Origin of the sequence: Chitinophaga sp. YR627 (assembly GCF_900114995.1) — a bacterium.
Classification (GTDB): Bacteria; Bacteroidota; Bacteroidia; order Chitinophagales; family Chitinophagaceae; genus Chitinophaga.
In genome coordinates this window covers 527,348-544,327 of the sequence record NZ_FOUX01000003.1, presented here as the reverse complement: position 1 = coordinate 544,327, position 16,980 = coordinate 527,348, and the positions used below count along the sequence as shown (strand labels likewise).

The following is a 16,980-nucleotide window of genomic DNA, read 5'->3' as shown; positions in this document are numbered from 1 at the left end:
ACAATAGTTTTTACCTAATCCTGGGCTTCCTCCGGGGAAACCACTTTCACAACTGTATATTCCGCTACAGGGGCATTAAAGTCCAGCTCCGGCTGGTCAGGTAATAATCTGAATGTCTTCCGGTGGTAAGGCGTTTCGCCATGTGCACGGATGGCATCCCGGTGGAACAAAGTAGGATAACCCTTATTTTCCAGCCACCCGAAATGCGGATATTCCTGATGCAGCCTGTGCATGTATTCGTCCCTGTAAGTCTTAGCCAGAATGGAGGCTGCCGCTATAGAGGCGTATATGCCGTCCCCCTTGACAATGCAGGCATGGGGAATCTTTCCATAGGGAACGAACCTGTTTCCATCTACCAGTATATAACCCGGTTGCTGCTTTAGCTGGTCCAATGCCAGGTGCATGGCTCTGAAAGATGCTTTCAGGATGTTGATCCTGTCTATCTCCAGGTTATCCACACTGGCTACAGCATAAGCTATCGCCTCTTTTTCCACTACATCCCGCAATTTATCCCGGTCGGAGGCCTTTAACTGCTTGGAATCGTTCAGGAGTTTATTCCTGAATTTAGGCGGTAAAATCACAGCTGCTGCGAATACCGGCCCCGCAAGGCAACCCCGTCCGGCTTCATCGCAGCCGGCCTCAAAAGCGATATCTTTTTGGTGATATGAACGTAACAAGGCTTTTTAGTATGATTATTGTGGTAAAGGTAGGGAATTTCATTTCTTATCCCTATCGGAATAATTCTTTGAAGTCCGCTTTGAACTCCTGCCACTCCTCGTCCGTCCTTTTCAGCAGTGTATCAACATCATTCCGGGTACTGTCCCACTTGTCGGCACTCGTATTTTTCAGTTCCCCCAGTTTTACATCTATCTGATCTCTCAGGTCAGCCAGTTTTGCCTTTGCTTTTTTACTTTTGGTGGAACCATCTTTTTTCAGTTCCTCCATTTTCAGGTCAATTTCCCGTTTACGTTCTTCCAGGTCTTTCCGCAGTTCATCGCGTTGGGCTTCCATATATTCCTTGGTATCGGCAGCGGTTTCCTTTACATCCTGTCCAATTTTTTCCACACCTTCCTTCATTTCCTCCTTTTTTTCTTCCTGTCTGGAAGTCTCCTGGCAAGCCATGAAAGCCGCTACAGTCAATAGGAGCAATACCTTTTTCATAAGTAGGTTTTTAAAGTGAGCTTATAGTGTTACGTACCTGATAAATACGTCTTTTTGCAAATGCCATTCCAGAATTATTGTGACCGCTACAACCGTTTACCACAGACAATATGGCGCTTATTGAAAAAATACCTAGGTTTGAGCCTGCTTTTTTAAAACGATAATCAATTATGAAGAAGAATCTGCTGATCCTTCTGTTCCTGCTGGCGGCTCAATTCGCCAAAGCAGATGAAGGAATGTGGCTGCCCTATTTATTAGGACAGCAAGTGTACAATGACATGGTGAAGAAAGGTCTTAAGTTGACGAAAGAACAATTGTACAGTATCAACAAAGCGTCCCTGAAAGACGCCATTATCATTTTCGGTGGCGGATGTACCGGGGAAATAGTGAGCAACCAGGGGCTGATTTTCACCAATCACCATTGCGGTTACGACGCTATCGCTACCGCCAGCTCCGTTGAGCACAATTACCTGAAAAATGGTTTCTACGCCCTGGACAAAAGCCAGGAAATCCCTGCAAAAGGCCTTTCTGTTCAGTTTCTCGTAAAAGTGGACGATGTTACCAAACAGGTAATGGACGGGCTGAAAGACCTCTCCGGTCCTGAAAGAATGCAACAACAGCAAAAGATCATAGGAGATATCGTCGCCCAGGCGATCAGTGGCACTAACTACGAAGCCAAAGTACTCCCGATCTTCAAAGGCAACCAGTACCTGCTGTTCGTCTATGAGCGTTACAAAGACATCCGTCTGGTAGGCGCCCCACCGGAAAGCATCGGTAAATTCGGTGGCGACACTGATAACTGGGAATGGCCACGTCACACCGGCGACTTCTCCGTATTCCGCGTGTATGCGGATAAAGATGGCAAACCTGCAGATTACTCCGCAGCGAACCTGCCTTTAAAACCAAAACATTTCCTGCCTGTTTCTATCAAAGGAATTAAAGAGAATGATTACGCAATGATCTTCGGTTATCCGGGCGGTACCAACCGTTACGAAAGCTCCGAAGGCGTAAAACTGAAAATAGATGTAGAAAATCCTTCTATCGTAGCACTGCGTGCAGTACGTCTTTCCTACATGTTTGAGCAGATGAAAAAAGATCCGGCTATCAAGCTGAAACTGGCGTCTTCTTATGCCGGTATCGCTAATTACTGGAAATTCTTTGACGGTGAAGCAAAACAGCTGGTAAAATACCATGTGGTAGAAGAGAAACAAAAAGAAGAAGCAGCATTTGGTAAATGGGCAACGGGTAAAACCGAATACGCTAATATCTTCGCTGATTACACCACCAACTACAAGGCATGGGCGCCCTATGCAAAACACCGCATTTACATCAATGAAGGTATCATGGGTTCCCCGCTGGCAGCTTTCGCCGCCAGTCTGCAGGCTGTAGAAAAAGCGATGGTACAATCTGGTGGTTCTGCTGAGGCGATCAAACAGAGTATCCAGGCGGCTGATAAAGCACGTACAGTATTCCTGGAAGAAGAAGACAAAACCAGCGATCAGAAAATACTCGCAGCAACCTGTCACCTGTTCTACACAGATATTCCTGTAGCGCAGCATCCTATCGGATTCTACGATGCGATCAAGGCAAAATTCGGTAGTCTGGATGATAACAATACCTACCGTCTCTGGTCGTCCGCTATCATGTCAGGATCAATGATCATGAATGATGCACGCTGGAAAGCTTTTGTGGCTAATCCAGATGCAGTAACCCTGCAAACGGATCCCGCCTTTGCTTACTCCAGTGCATTCGTTAAAAACTTCAGCTCCAAATACCTGCCGGTGTACAACCAGTTCGTGACTAAAAACAACGATCTTGGACGTACTTATATGAAGGGTAAACTGGAAATGGAGCCTAACAAAAAATGGTATCCTGATGCGAACTTCTCTATGCGTCTGACCTATGGTCAGGTAAAACCATATGCGCCACGTGATGCGGTAGCATATGATTACGTATGTACGATGAAAGGTGTGATGGAAAAATATAAACCAGGCGATTACGAATTCGATCTGCCGGAAAATTATGTTTCCCTCTACAACAAGAAAGACTTTGGTCAATACAAAGACCTCAGAAAGAATGATATCGTTACCTGCTTCATTACCACCAATGATATCACCGGCGGTAACTCAGGTTCTCCTGTACTGAATGCAAACGGTGAACTGATCGGTCTTGCTTTCGACGGTAACTATGAGGCACTGAGCCATAAAATACAGTTTGATGCTGTGTACAACCGTACGATCTGTGTGGATGTACGTTACGTACTGTGGTGTATCGATAAACTGGGCGGCGCCAGCAACATTATCAATGAACTGAAGCTGATCAAATAGTAATAAATACACGAAGTAATTTGCAAATGAGGGTGTCCGCCAGCTGGTAGACACCCTCATTTTATACAGCCGTTTTTCTCTTTTCCTCTGTTGACTGTGATTTACTTGCCACAAGCAAGTATTAATACTCAATTCTGATTTTCAGGTATTAATACGCATTGCTGATAACTGAAAAGTCCTTACCTTTGCGTCCGATTTAATTGAATACCAACAGTCGCCGTTAGCTCCATACACTACACCGCACTGTTTTAACCCTGAACCCCAAAAGAATAAATTTTATGTTTATTAAGAAAATGAGTCTGGCTATGATAGCCATGGTAATGTGTTGTCTATACAGTTGTCAGGTTACCCCTACTGCCGAAAAAGCGGCGTTTCAGATGCAGGACACACTTCCTGCCGGTACAACGGAAATTTTACTGACCATACACGGTAAAGGATTCAGTCATGTAACAACTGACAATAAAGTGATCGTTGATGACGTGGAAGCAAAGATCATCAGCGCTTCAGACAATGAATTAATCGTACAAATTCCTGCCAGAAAAACGGCTAAAATAGCCATCACCGTAAAGGTAGGCGATGAAGTATCTGATACAGTCCTGATCGACAATCAGATCATCATGCTCGCTGGCAGATAACAAAAAATGCAGCGTGCACATAGACAGTTTTGTCCGTGTGTACGCTGCATTTATATATAATATAGTGCAGTGCTTATTTAGCGCTTGCCGCTTTTTTAAATCCTGTGAAAGACATCGCTACTCTCCCGCTATCACGGAACTGTAATAGCTGATCTTCAAACTTTACAGTATATGTGCGGTCACTCAGCATGCGCAGAAAAGCGCTTTCTCTTTCATTTCCCTGCGGATCGATACAGGCCATTCGTGTACTGATCACTTTTCCGAAAGAGATCTCATTACCCTCCAGCTGATATTCACCGCTTACTTTATTACAACCGCCATTACCATTAAAACGATGGGTTGCCGGATCAAATTCCATCCAGACAGATGATTTCTCCTGTTTAGCGCCGTTCATCGTCGTCAGTGCCCACCTTTTACTCTGGATACTGGCGATATCCTGTTTTACAGCCTTCTGGTTACATGTGTTGGCAAGAAGAACCATTGCCAGTGCTGTTAATCTGATAAACATAATGTACTTTTTAAGTGGTCTATATCCGCAAAAGAACAAAAATCACTCCATAAGGTTCACAGCCGTTTGATCTGCTTCAGCACTTCCTCATAATAGGTACGCTTATCTGCCGCCGCTATGTCTATGACTTTTACATCATTGGCAGCCAGCATGTCCAGTTTAAACTTGGCGCCCTGTACAAATTCTGTAGGAATATAATAGTACAGCGCATTCCGGACAGGGATCGTGTTTTTCTGAAACTTCTGCCGGGCCCTGTAAGTCAGCAGCCACCAGAGGTCTGTTTCCACAAAATCGAGGGATAGTCCGAAAATGTGAATATCCCTGGTGAAAAACAGATCCAGCCAGGAATCGTCCTTCACGGGAAGGTGTTGCTGGATACGTTGTATAAGCGACTGACGTGGCGCCTGCGGACTGGTATACGTTGTACCGGACACAACATAGTTACGCATCTGTTGGAGTTGTCCACCATAATGTTCAAAACCCAGGTTAATACTCAGCGGATTCAGGCAATCCCCGTGAATATGCCAGTAGTTGGTCCCATCGACCGTATATTTTCTGAAAATGCTGAAGGCTCTTTCCTGAATAAGGCTGTTATTGCCATCGGGAATTTCTCCTTCCAGCGTAAACTCATAATTGGTGGTCAGAATATGCGCAGGTGCGAGGGCCCTGATAGCGGCATGGATCTCGTTCTGCTCAATTCTGAGTGTTTTCTCCGCAATAAATGCTTTCAGTTCAGCTTCCCGGATATGTTGCTGACGGATAGCGGTGAGGAATATTTCCTCATACAATAATGGAAATGGCTTTCTTTCATCGAGCTGCACACAACCATCCGGCAGACAAAAGCTGACAATATCCGTCAACAGGTCTTTCCAGCTCTGGCCTTTTGATATGTTGTTGATATCATTGCCGATGAGTAAGATGGGGTTTTTCATGACGATGCCTTTTAAGGTGATTGGTCACATTCACTGAATGACCCGGAATGTAAGATTAATTCTTTCTGCTAAAATTCTGGTTGTTTTCGGTACCTGATGTTGCCAGTGATGCTGTAATGCTCCTTTCATGATCAGCAGGGAGCCGTGCTGTAATTCCAGTTCAAATTTGTCGGCTTCTTTCACATGACGCAACATAAAACGCCGGGTAGCACCAAGGTTCACGGAGGCAATGACCGGATTAATACCTAATTCAGGTTCATCATCGGCATGCCAGCCCATAGAATCTTTCGCATTGCGGTAGCGGTTGAGCAATACACTGTTAAAATCCACACCGGAAAGGGGTGCTATCGCTCCTTTTATCTGTAAAAGTTCATTGGTCCATGGTGAGGGGTGATAGGTCTTTCCGGAAAACGAGTAACTGCTGCCTGCATCTCCATACCAGGCCATCAGGCGGGGGAACAACACGGGTTTACCATACATGACCATGCTTTCCTGTTGCCAGTCGATGGAGGATAATAAAGTATGCAGATAATGATTGGCTTCCGGCAGGGGAAAAAACTGCGGACAGTAAACCAGTTCTCCGTCCTTCAGGGGTATATGCTGACAGGCGGGATCACTAAATAATGGTATTTGCGGCTCCATTGCAATACAAATATACAATCCGGCTACGCAATGAATATAGTCAGTCGGGGCAAAAAGAAAGCCGCTCCGTGTAATACGAAGCGGCTTATATCTTTGAGACAGATAAGGCTTACGCGATACCGTCTGCTTTCATTACTTTCTGGAAACGCTTTCTGTCTTCCTCATCCAGGTATGTTTTACGCATACGGATGTGGTTAGGCGTAACCTCGATACACTCATCGTGCTGGATGTACTCCATACACTCTTCCAGTGTCATCAGGGTCTTAGGAGCGATGCTGGTTGCAGCGTCACTACCACTTGCACGCATGTTGGTCAGTTTTTTACCCTCGTTCGGGTTAACTACCAGGTCACCAGGTTTGTTGTTTTCACCGATGATCATGCCTTTGTACACCTCTTCTCCCGGATCTACGAAGAAGAAACCTCTATCCTGCAGTTTATCCAGGGAATAACCTGTAGTAGTACCAGCTTCTTTAGCGATCAGTACACCATTGCTACGACCAGGGATTGGTCCTTTCCATGGTTTGTAATCCATAAAGCGGTGCGCCATTACAGCTTCACCAGCTGTGTTGGTCAGCATCTGGGTACGCATACCGATCAGACCACGGGAAGGAATTTCGAATTCCAGGTGCTGCATATCACCTTTTGTTTCCATGATCAGCATCTCACCTTTACGACGAGTTACCAGATCAATTACTTTACTGGCGAATTCCTGAGGAACGTCTACTACCAGTGTTTCATATGGTTCAGATTTCTTACCGTCAACAGTTTTCAGGATTACCTGTGGCTGACCTACAGTCAACTCGAATCCTTCACGACGCATAGTCTCGATCAATACACCTAAGTGCAGGATACCACGACCATATACCAGGAAGCTATCCGCACTGTCTGTATCAACTACGCGGAGCGCCAGGTTCTTTTCAGTTTCTTTTACCAGACGGTCACGCAGGTGACGGGAGGTAACGAACTTACCGTCTTTACCAAAGAACGGAGAGTTGTTGATACTGAACAGCATGTTCATGGTTGGCTCATCCACGCTGATAACCGGTAATGCTTCAGGAGCTTCGAAGTCAGCGATGGTATCACCGATGTTGAAGTCTTCCAGACCTACTACCGCACAGATATCACCAGGTTGTACTTCAGTTACTTTCTTTTTACCCAGTGCCTCGAAGGTATACAGTTCACGTACACGGGACTTTTTGATAGAACCGTCGGTCTGTACCAGGGAGATCTGCTGGTTTTCTTTGATAGTACCACGTGCTACACGTCCTACAGCGATACGGCCGAGGAAGGTAGAATAATCCAGGGAAGTGATCTGCAGCTGCAGGTTACCTTCCGGGATCTGTGGTTCCGGAACGTGTGCCAGGATACCATCCAGTAATGGAGTGATATCTTCACACTGCGTCAATGAATCGTTGAACCAGCCATTCTTACCGGAACCATAATAGGTTGGGAAGTTCAGCTGTTCTTCCGTTGCGTCCAGGTTAAAGAACAGTTCGAATACTGCGTCATGCACTTCGTCAGGACGGCAGTTCGCCTTGTCAACTTTATTAATTACCACAATCGGCTTCAGTTTCAGCTGCAGTGCTTTCTGCAGTACGAAACGGGTCTGAGGCATTGGTCCCTCGAAGGCATCCACCAGGAGGATTACACCATCTGCCATTTTCAATACCCTTTCAACTTCACCACCGAAGTCGGCGTGGCCCGGAGTATCAATTACGTTGATTTTCACCCCTTTGTACTCAACAGAAACGTTCTTACTGAGGATGGTGATACCACGTTCCTTTTCCAGGTCGTTGTTGTCCATGATCAACTCACCTGTTTCCTGGTTAGCCCTGAAAACGTTGGTGTGATGAAGGATTTTATCAACCAGGGTAGTTTTACCGTGGTCTACGTGCGCAATGATTGCTATGTTACGGATATTCATAAATCTTGTTCAATTTGTTCTGGCTGCCTGACATAGGTCGGGCCAAAAGAAGGCGCAAAGTTATAACAAAATGTGGAAAAAGTGGGGATAGGCTTTTAAATAATTGTAATCATTTCTCCAAAGAATTCGTTAAAAATATAAACTCCCGGTTGATAATACACTAACTAACAGTCTGTTACATCTCAAATTTCCATTGCCCACTCTCCTCTCTATACTACAAAAATACAACGAAAGGACGACAGATGTAACTTTTTGATATTTATGGCTTCCGGGCTTCCCGTACATCACAATTCTTAGCTATATGGTCTTGCAGGCACTACTTTTGCGCAGTAACCCGTATTTACCCATCAATTTGTGAATAATGACACGAAGATTAATTTTTGTTACCTGTTTAATGGCTTTATCTCTCATGCTCAACCGCACAAATGCTCAGACAATTATACCGTATGACGCCGATCTGGCCGGTTACGCCTATCCATATCCCGTTCATTATATTACCCTGAATATACAGGGCCAGAACCTGCGTATGGCATACATGGACGTTCAGCCTTTAAAACCCAATGGAAAAGTGATCATGCTGCTGCATGGAAAGAACTTCTGTGCTGCTTACTGGGACAGTACAGCGGCAGATCTCAGCAATAAAGGTTACCGGGTGATCATGCCTGATCAGATAGGTTTTGGTAAATCCAGTAAACCACCTCACCTGCAATACAGTTTTCAGTTGCTCGCGCAGAATACAAAAGCACTGCTGGATACCCTGAAAGTCACTAAAACAGCCGTACTCGGACATTCAATGGGAGGTATGCTGGCTACAAGGTTTACACTGATGTATCCTGATGTGGCAGAAAAACTGATCCTGGAAAATCCGATCGGTCTGGAAGACTGGAAAGTGAAAGTACCTTATCAGTCGGTGGATAAATGGTATGAAGGCGAACTGAAACAGAACTTTGAGAAAATCAAACAATATCAGCTGGATAACTACTACGCCGGAGAATGGAAACCTGCTTATGAAAAATGGGCGGTATTACAGGCCGGATGGACTGCCGGTGCAGATTATCCACGTGTTGCATGGAATGCTGCGCTGACCTACGATATGATATTCACACAGCCGGTTTTCTATGAATTTGAAAACATCAAAGTTCCTACCCTGCTGATCATCGGTCAGCGTGACCGCACCGCATTGGGTAAAGCGGGTGTATCGGAAGAAGTGAAAAAGACGATGGGAAATTATCCTGTATTGGGACAGGAGATCAGCAAACGTATTCCGAATGCGAAGCTTGCGCCTATTGAAGGCGTCGGGCATCTTCCGCACATAGAAGCTTACCCGCAGTTTATTCAGCCACTGCTGGAATTCCTGCGATAAAAATTATTGTTGATGGTCCGTGAGCATTGGCTTGCGGACCATATGCATCACGCTATCAAATGAGGCCTGATTGGTCGGATTATCCAAAGCCCCCGCAATATCTATCTTCTCACGCGAAGTCAGGTGCCAGCTCAGCGCCGCTGCCTTATCTTCTTTCTGCGGCACATACTGGAAAATAATACGGTGAAATTTCCCCGGGAAATACCCTTCCAGATAGTTCAGTTCATTATCCTGTACAAAGTCCTGCATGGCACTCCAGTGCTGCTGCATGGTGAATAATGGATCAAACATCATATCATTCAGTTTCATCGACTGTTTGATAGACTTGATATCATTCTTACGCGTATCTCTTACCTGGATAAATACAACGCCGTCTGTATTCTCATTGATCCATTGCCGGAAAGTATAGAGGAAACGCATAGAAGGTTCCTGTCCGAAATTATCCCTGATACCGGCATCCATTACATCTACGATCGGCACACTGGGCAGAAACACGTTTGGCAATACATAAGGGAAAGTTGCACACATTCTTATCGCACTGGTTACACGCAGATCGAGTGCATCCTGTGCCGCAAAATACTGTGTGAAATCAACCCCGTCAATATCACGTACATTCCTGCCATGTGATGCATATTCAGGTGCACACAGATAACTTACCGGCTGCGGCGAAATGATCAGGCGGCGGCCATCTGCATTGATCGTCGCACTCCATACCAGCATCGGTATCTGTGCCTTTCTTTCCGGTTCCTGATAATCCCGTATCGTACCGGCAAGCGAATTACTGGTATTACTGTTCAGCTGCATTTCAAAGGCATAACCTCTGTCCTTTGCATAACGCTTATCTCCTATTTTAAATGAACGGAAAGGCGTGATAAAATCATTCACTGCCATAGACGTAAACACACAGTTCAGCAGGTCACGGGAAATGCGTTCCGTATAACTGCTATCCTGCATATCAATGCGGTGACCCTGCTGTTTCTCCAGGTATAATGCACGGTAATAGGAAGCGCCCATCATACCACCGGATGCACCCGTCATCAATACGGTGTTATTCATCAACTGGCCATTCATCAGGGTGTCCAGTCTTTGCAATACGTTCATACTCCACGTAGCAGCACGCAGGCCCCCGCCGCTAAAGTTGATAACAATGAGTTTGGGCTTACGGCCACTGTGTTTTTCCTTCCACTTTTCCAGGATCTGAAGGGTCTGTTTTTTATCATTGTCGGCGCGCTCCTGTGTGAAGAACTGCTGTAACGCTGTTACGCTATATTCAGGTCTTTGTTTACGGAGTTTATAGTTCAATCCGTAGGCTTTGTTACGATTATCCAGCAGGTCATGCTCTACCATCCAGTTCAGCGCAAACAACATCACCAGCACCATGGGAATAGCCCAGCTTTGTAACAGATAGGCATAAGCACCTGCAACACCGATCAGAAATGCAAAAAAGATCATCACACTGGCGCCGGCAGGAATCCTGAAGATGGGATAATCCATCAGAAATGCCAGTATCACCAGAAAGATCAATGCGCATCCGACAGTGATCATCGCTGCGAAGTGATGTTGTTTCAGAATACTGTCCAGGTAATGCTTGTTGTAGTGGTCTACATTCCTGGCTCTGCGGATCCGCCAGAAAGAACTGAAATAGTTATGTACAGGTAAGGCATTTTCATCCTTTTCCTGGGTTGGTTTTAACACTAAACGTAAAAAGTTACGGGGATTACCGAACTTCTTTTCCAGCCGGCGGCCGATGTTTTTATCTGCATTAAAGAAGTAGAAAAAACAGAAGAAAATGATCAGCAGATAACCGCAGATAAAACCTTCTGTCAGCAGTAATATTTCGGGCACCGAACTCAGTTGCTGGTAACGCTGGTATTCCCAGCTACGCAACAACAGGTTCAGCAGAAATGCGATCGGAAAAATGGAGTTATTGAGGCAGTATTTGAAAAAGGGCTGTGCAGTCGTGGCAAGAAATTTAAACCGGCCGGTATGCAGGATAAAAGTGGTGATGTTCCAGCTCATGACAAACAAGCCGGTAGCAACTCCCAGAATGGAAGTACTGTAGAAGTTTACCTTACCCAGATATTCAGGCGCCAGATACAAGGCATCACCACCAAAAACTTTGGCAAATTCACCGTTGATCGTACTAAAAAGTATAGCCCAGAACAGCAGCAACACCTGATACTTGCGGAAGTGAAGCAAGAACAGTTGTATAGGAAAAGAATAAAAAAACCTGACCAACAATGATTTCACTTTCATCCGATAAGCTTATTACAACTAAACTTACGAAAAAGTTTAACATGTTATTGGCCAGATTTAGCCTTATTCTCTAACTGCTTTATTCCTGCTGAGAAACAATGTCCATATTAGTGAGAGTAACAGCAGCATCCCTACGCCCTGGTGCAGTATTGCCTGTGTAATAGGGATTTTAATGCGACTGCCCAGCAGGGTCAGCACTCCCAGTACAACCTGTAGGAATACCAGCAACAGGGGCAAAAAGCGTACACTGCGCAGGAGGCTGTTTTCACGTGCTTCAGCCGCTTTCCACCACCATACGATCACAAGAATAGTGATCAGATAGGCCAGTCCGCGATGTATAAACTGAATAGTGATCGGATTATGTGTAATATCTGTCAGGAAATTGCCGGTAAACATACCCATTGGCCACCACATGCCATTGATATCCGGCCAGGTATTCGCATTAAGCGCGGCATGCAAACCGGCCATGAAAGCACCATAGATCAGCTGCAGGGTGAGCAGTCCCAGCAAGAGCAGATTGAACCTGCGCAGCCGTGGTACAGCGAGCAACTGACGATTGGCGGTGCTGAGTTTCAATGCAAACCAAAATACATAACACAGCAGGACCAGGGCAGAGATGAAGTGAACTGCCAGACGGATATGGCTTACATACAGGTCCTCCTGGTTAAGGCCACTCTGTACCATGATCCAGCCAATTCCCCCCTGTAATCCTCCCAGTATGAAAAGGATGATCATAGGTTGAATCATAGACCGGTCTATTTTCTTCTTTGCAACGAAGTAAATAAACGGAATAATGAAAACGACACCCATCAGGCGGGCCCAGTCACGATGGAACCATTCCCAGAAATAAATTGACTTGAAATCGGATAATGTGAAGTGATTGTTCACATACTGAAACTGGGCAATCTCCTTGTATTTGTCAAAAGCTGCCTGCCAGGCGGCCTCACTCATCGGGGGTAATGCCCCGAGGATCGGTTGCCACTCCGTAATAGACAGTCCTGAACCTGTAAGACGGGTAATTCCGCCCAGTAAGACCTGTACAATGAGCATTCCCACCCCTATATAAAGCCAGATAGCTACCGGCCGCTGCTTTTGTAATCTCGATTTTTCCATAAACGCCAGCAAAGTTAGGTATCAAAAGACAATTTAGAATGACATTCGTCATCATCCGGTCCCCGATTCATAATCCTATGTTAACTTACCCGTAACCTTCCGTTAACTTAACCGTTCGATCTTTGCGGCGATTTAAGGAACCATGTATTAGCTAATACGTACAGAGAAATCACCTAACAATAACAAACAAGTATTGTCATGAAACGTACACCGTTCATATTAGCCGCTATCCTCATTAACTTATCTTTTGCGAAAGCCCAGGCAAATGCCTATGCATATAACGAAAGCAAGATCAGCATTGTTAATAACGACGAGACCCCAACCCCTGTAACAAGCTTCAGACTCAAAGTTGCTCAGGTGAAACCAGAGGAACTGATTTTCAAAATTACCGTTGAAAATCCGGGTACTGAAAGAGTAACACTGAGCATCAGGGATGCCAATAATTACACCCTGCACCAGGAGTCTCTGCCAATAACGATGTTATACGTCGCCAGGTTCAATATGCAGGAACTGCAGGACGGCACTTATACATTTGAGATCAGAAGAGGTCGTAACAAACTGGCTGAAAAAACAGTAGACATCAGAACAGAAACAAGCATCAGCAGAACAGTATCCGTACAATAGATATTGGTTTTATAAAAAAATAGTGCCGGATGAATGGCCACTAAGGGCATACTTCATCTGGCACTATTGCCTATTTATCCCGTCTTCTCTCTATACCTATTTCTTCTCTGCCATCGCCTCGTACAGCACTTCCATAATATTCTCGCGCACATGCTGTGTGATAAGCCTTTTATTATCACCTCCGGCAGGACAAACCCTGTTGCTCAGGAAAATGAAAACGAGCTGCGACTGAGGATCTACCCAGATACAGGTACCGGTGAAGCCGGTATGACCATAAGTAAGCGGAGATGCGCTCTTTGCAGGATAAGCCTCTCCCTTTTTACCATTTGTCTTTTCCGGTTTATCAAAACCTAATCCACGGCGGCTGATATTACTGCCATAGGCGGTGAATAATTGCAGTGTTTCTGGCTTAATGTATTGTTTACCACCATATTTACCTCCATTCAGCAACATCTGCATCAGGATGCCCAGATCTTCTGCATTGGAGAATAAACCCGCATGTCCTGCTACACCGCCAAACATAGCGGCACCCGGATCATGTACATCTCCCCTTATCCACTGACGACGGAAGATAGGTTCATTTTCGGTAGGTGCCAGCTGTGATAACTGGAAATGCTCCCTCGGACGGAAGCCCGTTGTGGTCAGTCCTAATGGTTCATAAAAAGTTTCTCTTACGTAATGGTTCAGTTTTTTACCGGTAATCTGTTCTATGATCTTCCCCAGGAAGATGAAGTCGTTATCACTGTATACATAGCCCTGCTGAGGTTTCAGTGGACTTGTCAGGATGCGCTTATACATAGAATCCACATAGTCGGATCTCATATACAGATGCTCTGCTACACGCACGGAATACACGGAATCTGCATACGCGTGGAACAATGTCGTATCAGCAAATCCTTTCGCATCCACGACGTCTTTGTAGAAAGGAATGAATGATACCAGTCCGGCCTGATGCAACAGAATATCACGGATACGAAGTCCTGCTTTGTCGGTGCCGGTTACCCATGGCAGATAATCTCCCAGTTTTGCATCAAGACTCAGTTTCCCTTCATCATAGAGACGCATCACTGAAATGGTCGTCGCACAGATCTTGGTAACAGACGCCAGGTCATACAGGGCGTTGGAAGTAACCGGTTCACGTTTGCTGTAATCAAAGAAACCAAAGGTTTTGTCGTATACAACTTTGCCATTTTTCATGGCCAGGATCTGGCAACCCGGCGCAGCTCCTTTGGCAATCATATCATTGGCGAGTACATCTATTTTCTGTAAGGTCTGACTGCTCATACCTACCGTTTCCGGCTTTACACGCTGCAGTTCTTCTTTTTCTATCACAACCGGCGCAGGTGGCGGAGCGGCAATGATACCCGTTCCATACGGGAAGTTGGCGCATACGGTCACCGGCAGTTTACCTTTTGCCGGCAGCTGTCCGAAGAGAATAGATGCCGCGGTGCGTTGTGTGGCGTCGTCGTCTTCATATGCAGCAATGATGGTCGGACCATCACAGAAATACTGGATCGCATATGGATTACCAAATACAACGGTCGCAGAAGGCATTTCCCGCTGTAACTGCTGGATCAGTAAACGTTCTGCTGAACTGATAGCGAAATTATTTGCCGGCCGGCGACCATAGTTGTGTAAACTGATGATCACTGCCTGATAGTCTTTTTTAAGACGCTCTACCACCTGTGGTACCTGTGTTTCCGCCTGACGGGCGGTGAAGATGAAGGAATTAACATCAGGTCGCAGGGTTTTTACGGTTTGCAGGAATGCGTTATTAACATCGGCGCCCACCGCAATTACGGCCAGTTTACCCGGCGTATGCTGGTTAAACGGAAGGAGGTTGTTATCATTTTTCACGAGTGTGATCGCCTGTTCTGCAATACGTTTGGTCAGCGAATCGGTACCCGCATTCAGATCGGCAGTCAGGTTACTGACATCGATCACCTGTGGCTTATTCAGACCGAGTTTATATTTGGCCAGCAGGACTTTTTTCACCCTGGCATTTACTTCATCCCAGGTGATGTCCCCTCTTCTGATGGCACGTTTGATAGCATCCACACTGCCAGACGCAGTAGAGGGCAGCATCATCATGTCATTACCAGCCAGCAGTGAACGGGCAGCTTCTTCGCCACCGGTATAAAATTTCGCGATCCCTTTCATTTCAAGCGCATCTGTGATGACGATGCCTTTATAGCCCAGCTCCCCTTTCAGGTAGTCAGTAATGGCTTTATGGGAAATGGAGGTCGGTGTATTGGGCGTGCTGTCAAGTGCCGGGATATACAGATGCGCCATCATGATGCTCTGTACGCCGGCTTCGATCGCCTTACGGAAGGGATACAGTTCGAGCGAGTCGAGCTGCGCCCTTGATTTACGGATCACCGGCATATCCAGGTGGGAATCTACATCGGTATCGCCATGACCAGGAAAGTGCTTGGCAACCGCCATTACGTTCTGGTCCTGCATCCCTTTGATGACCTGTACACCCATACGGGCTACCTGGAACTTGTCCTGACCGAATGAGCGGTCATTGATGACAGGATTATTGGGATTGTTATTCACATCCATATCCGGGGCATAATCCACGTGGATACCCAGGCGGCGGCACTGCATGGCCAGCTGCTTACCATATTCATAGGCCAGGGTACTATCCTGCATCGCACCCAGCATCAGGTTGCGTGGCAGGGAAGTCACACTGTCCAGTCGCATACCTAATCCCCATTCGCCATCGATAGCGATCATGAGCGGGGTTTTGGAAATAGACTGGTAATAATTGGTAAGATTAGCCTGGCGTACGGGACCACCCTGGAAAAAGATCAATCCGCCGACCTTATTGTTCTGAATGTCTTTTGTAACTTTTTTAATATGATCGGCGCCAAGATTGGAATGCGCCCGTATCATAATCAGCTGGGCAATACGTTCGTCATCGTCCAGGGATTCGAAGACACTGTCTACCCAGTGGGTGGCAGGATCTTCCTGCCTGATTTTTACCTTTCTGCTGACAGGCTTGTCGTCTTTTACTTCCTTTGGCGCATTTTGTTTCACTAAGCGTGGGCCCGGACCCTTTCCCGGAATGGCCATCAGCACACTCCCACCCAGGCATAAAAAAGAGAGACCTAAAATCGTTAATTGCTTCATCATCATCAACTAAACTTACGAATTATTACTCCATAGCGCATGACATCTATCACTATGAGTGGAACATTTTATGTTTGAACAGGTAATATTTTTTTACTAGATAATTTCATCTACGGCAATTATCCGGCAGTAGAAATGTTTATATTTACGTTACCTGTGATATGGCATGAAAGCTTGTAAACCACTTCCGTTGACCACTTTGCATCAACAGTGAACTTCTTAAAAATAATCCATTATTTACAGCAAATCATTAAAACATATCTAGGAAATTTCTTAAATATTTCACATTATTCAAGCAATAGCAATTTTAGTTACCAATACATTCAATTGTTTGCTATATTTGCAGTCTTGCTAAAGTAT

General features: G+C 45.6%; 13 protein-coding genes. 4 read left to right on the top strand and 9 right to left on the bottom strand.

Annotation, left to right across the window (positions count from 1 at the left end; translation table 11 throughout):
• Window positions 1-14: 14 nt before the first annotated feature.
• A complete protein-coding gene (locus tag BMZ72_RS17670; RefSeq protein ID WP_089810669.1) occupies window positions 15-677 on the bottom strand; it encodes a ribonuclease HII in 663 nt (220 codons plus the stop codon).
• Between the two features lie 52 nt (window positions 678-729).
• The gene (locus tag BMZ72_RS17665) at window positions 730-1,161 is read right to left on the bottom strand and encodes a hypothetical protein (protein WP_089810667.1); all 432 of its coding nucleotides are present in this window, start codon (window positions 1,159-1,161) and stop codon (window positions 730-732) included.
• Between the two features lie 170 nt (window positions 1,162-1,331).
• Between BMZ72_RS17665 and BMZ72_RS17660 the strand changes: the two genes are divergently transcribed.
• Together BMZ72_RS17660 and BMZ72_RS17655 are read left to right on the top strand one after the other, a co-directional pair.
• Complete coding sequence (locus BMZ72_RS17660; RefSeq protein WP_089810666.1) at window positions 1,332-3,488, top strand: S46 family peptidase; 2,157 nt, start codon at window positions 1,332-1,334, stop codon at window positions 3,486-3,488.
• A 278-nt stretch (window positions 3,489-3,766) separates the two neighbouring features.
• On the top strand, window positions 3,767-4,123 hold the full coding sequence (locus BMZ72_RS17655; protein WP_089810664.1) for an IPT/TIG domain-containing protein: 357 nt from the start codon (window positions 3,767-3,769) through the stop codon (window positions 4,121-4,123).
• 73 nt (window positions 4,124-4,196) lie between these two features.
• On the opposite strand, the gene BMZ72_RS17650 is transcribed toward BMZ72_RS17655, so the two are convergent.
• The 4 genes from BMZ72_RS17650 to typA form a co-directional block, all read right to left on the bottom strand.
• Window positions 4,197-4,631 carry an META domain-containing protein gene (locus BMZ72_RS17650; protein ID WP_089810662.1) on the bottom strand — a complete coding sequence of 145 codons (435 nt, stop codon included), beginning with the start codon at window positions 4,629-4,631 and terminating at the stop codon, window positions 4,197-4,199.
• Window positions 4,632-4,687: 56 nt separating this feature from the next.
• Window positions 4,688-5,563: a hypothetical protein gene (locus BMZ72_RS17645; protein WP_089810660.1), complete on the bottom strand. Its 876-nt coding sequence runs from the start codon at window positions 5,561-5,563 to the stop codon at window positions 4,688-4,690.
• Window positions 5,564-5,593: 30 nt separating this feature from the next.
• Complete coding sequence (locus BMZ72_RS17640; RefSeq protein ID WP_089810658.1) at window positions 5,594-6,205, bottom strand: alpha-ketoglutarate-dependent dioxygenase AlkB family protein; 612 nt, start codon at window positions 6,203-6,205, stop codon at window positions 5,594-5,596.
• Window positions 6,206-6,314: 109 nt separating this feature from the next.
• Complete coding sequence (gene typA, locus BMZ72_RS17635; protein ID WP_089810656.1) at window positions 6,315-8,129, bottom strand: translational GTPase TypA; 1,815 nt, start codon at window positions 8,127-8,129, stop codon at window positions 6,315-6,317.
• A 361-nt stretch (window positions 8,130-8,490) separates the two neighbouring features.
• On the opposite strand from typA, the gene BMZ72_RS17630 reads away from it, so the two are divergent.
• Complete coding sequence (locus BMZ72_RS17630; protein ID WP_089810655.1) at window positions 8,491-9,492, top strand: alpha/beta fold hydrolase; 1,002 nt, start codon at window positions 8,491-8,493, stop codon at window positions 9,490-9,492.
• 3 nt (window positions 9,493-9,495) lie between these two features.
• On the opposite strand, the gene BMZ72_RS17625 is transcribed toward BMZ72_RS17630, so the two are convergent.
• Together BMZ72_RS17625 and BMZ72_RS17620 are read right to left on the bottom strand one after the other, a co-directional pair.
• Window positions 9,496-11,691 (bottom strand): patatin-like phospholipase family protein, encoded by a 2,196-nt coding sequence (locus BMZ72_RS17625; RefSeq protein ID WP_177222824.1) that lies wholly within the window; start codon window positions 11,689-11,691, stop codon window positions 9,496-9,498.
• Between the two features lie 120 nt (window positions 11,692-11,811).
• A complete protein-coding gene (locus BMZ72_RS17620) occupies window positions 11,812-12,861 on the bottom strand; it encodes a COX15/CtaA family protein (RefSeq protein ID WP_089810651.1) in 1,050 nt (349 codons plus the stop codon).
• 198 nt (window positions 12,862-13,059) lie between these two features.
• On the opposite strand from BMZ72_RS17620, the gene BMZ72_RS17615 reads away from it, so the two are divergent.
• Window positions 13,060-13,485, top strand: coding sequence for a hypothetical protein (locus BMZ72_RS17615; RefSeq protein WP_089810650.1), 426 nt, complete (start codon window positions 13,060-13,062; stop codon window positions 13,483-13,485).
• Between the two features lie 96 nt (window positions 13,486-13,581).
• Here BMZ72_RS17615 and BMZ72_RS17610 read toward each other — a convergent pair whose 3' ends face one another.
• A complete protein-coding gene (locus tag BMZ72_RS17610) occupies window positions 13,582-16,623 on the bottom strand; it encodes a glycoside hydrolase family 3 N-terminal domain-containing protein (protein WP_089811590.1) in 3,042 nt (1,013 codons plus the stop codon).
• Window positions 16,624-16,980 lie beyond the last annotated feature (357 nt).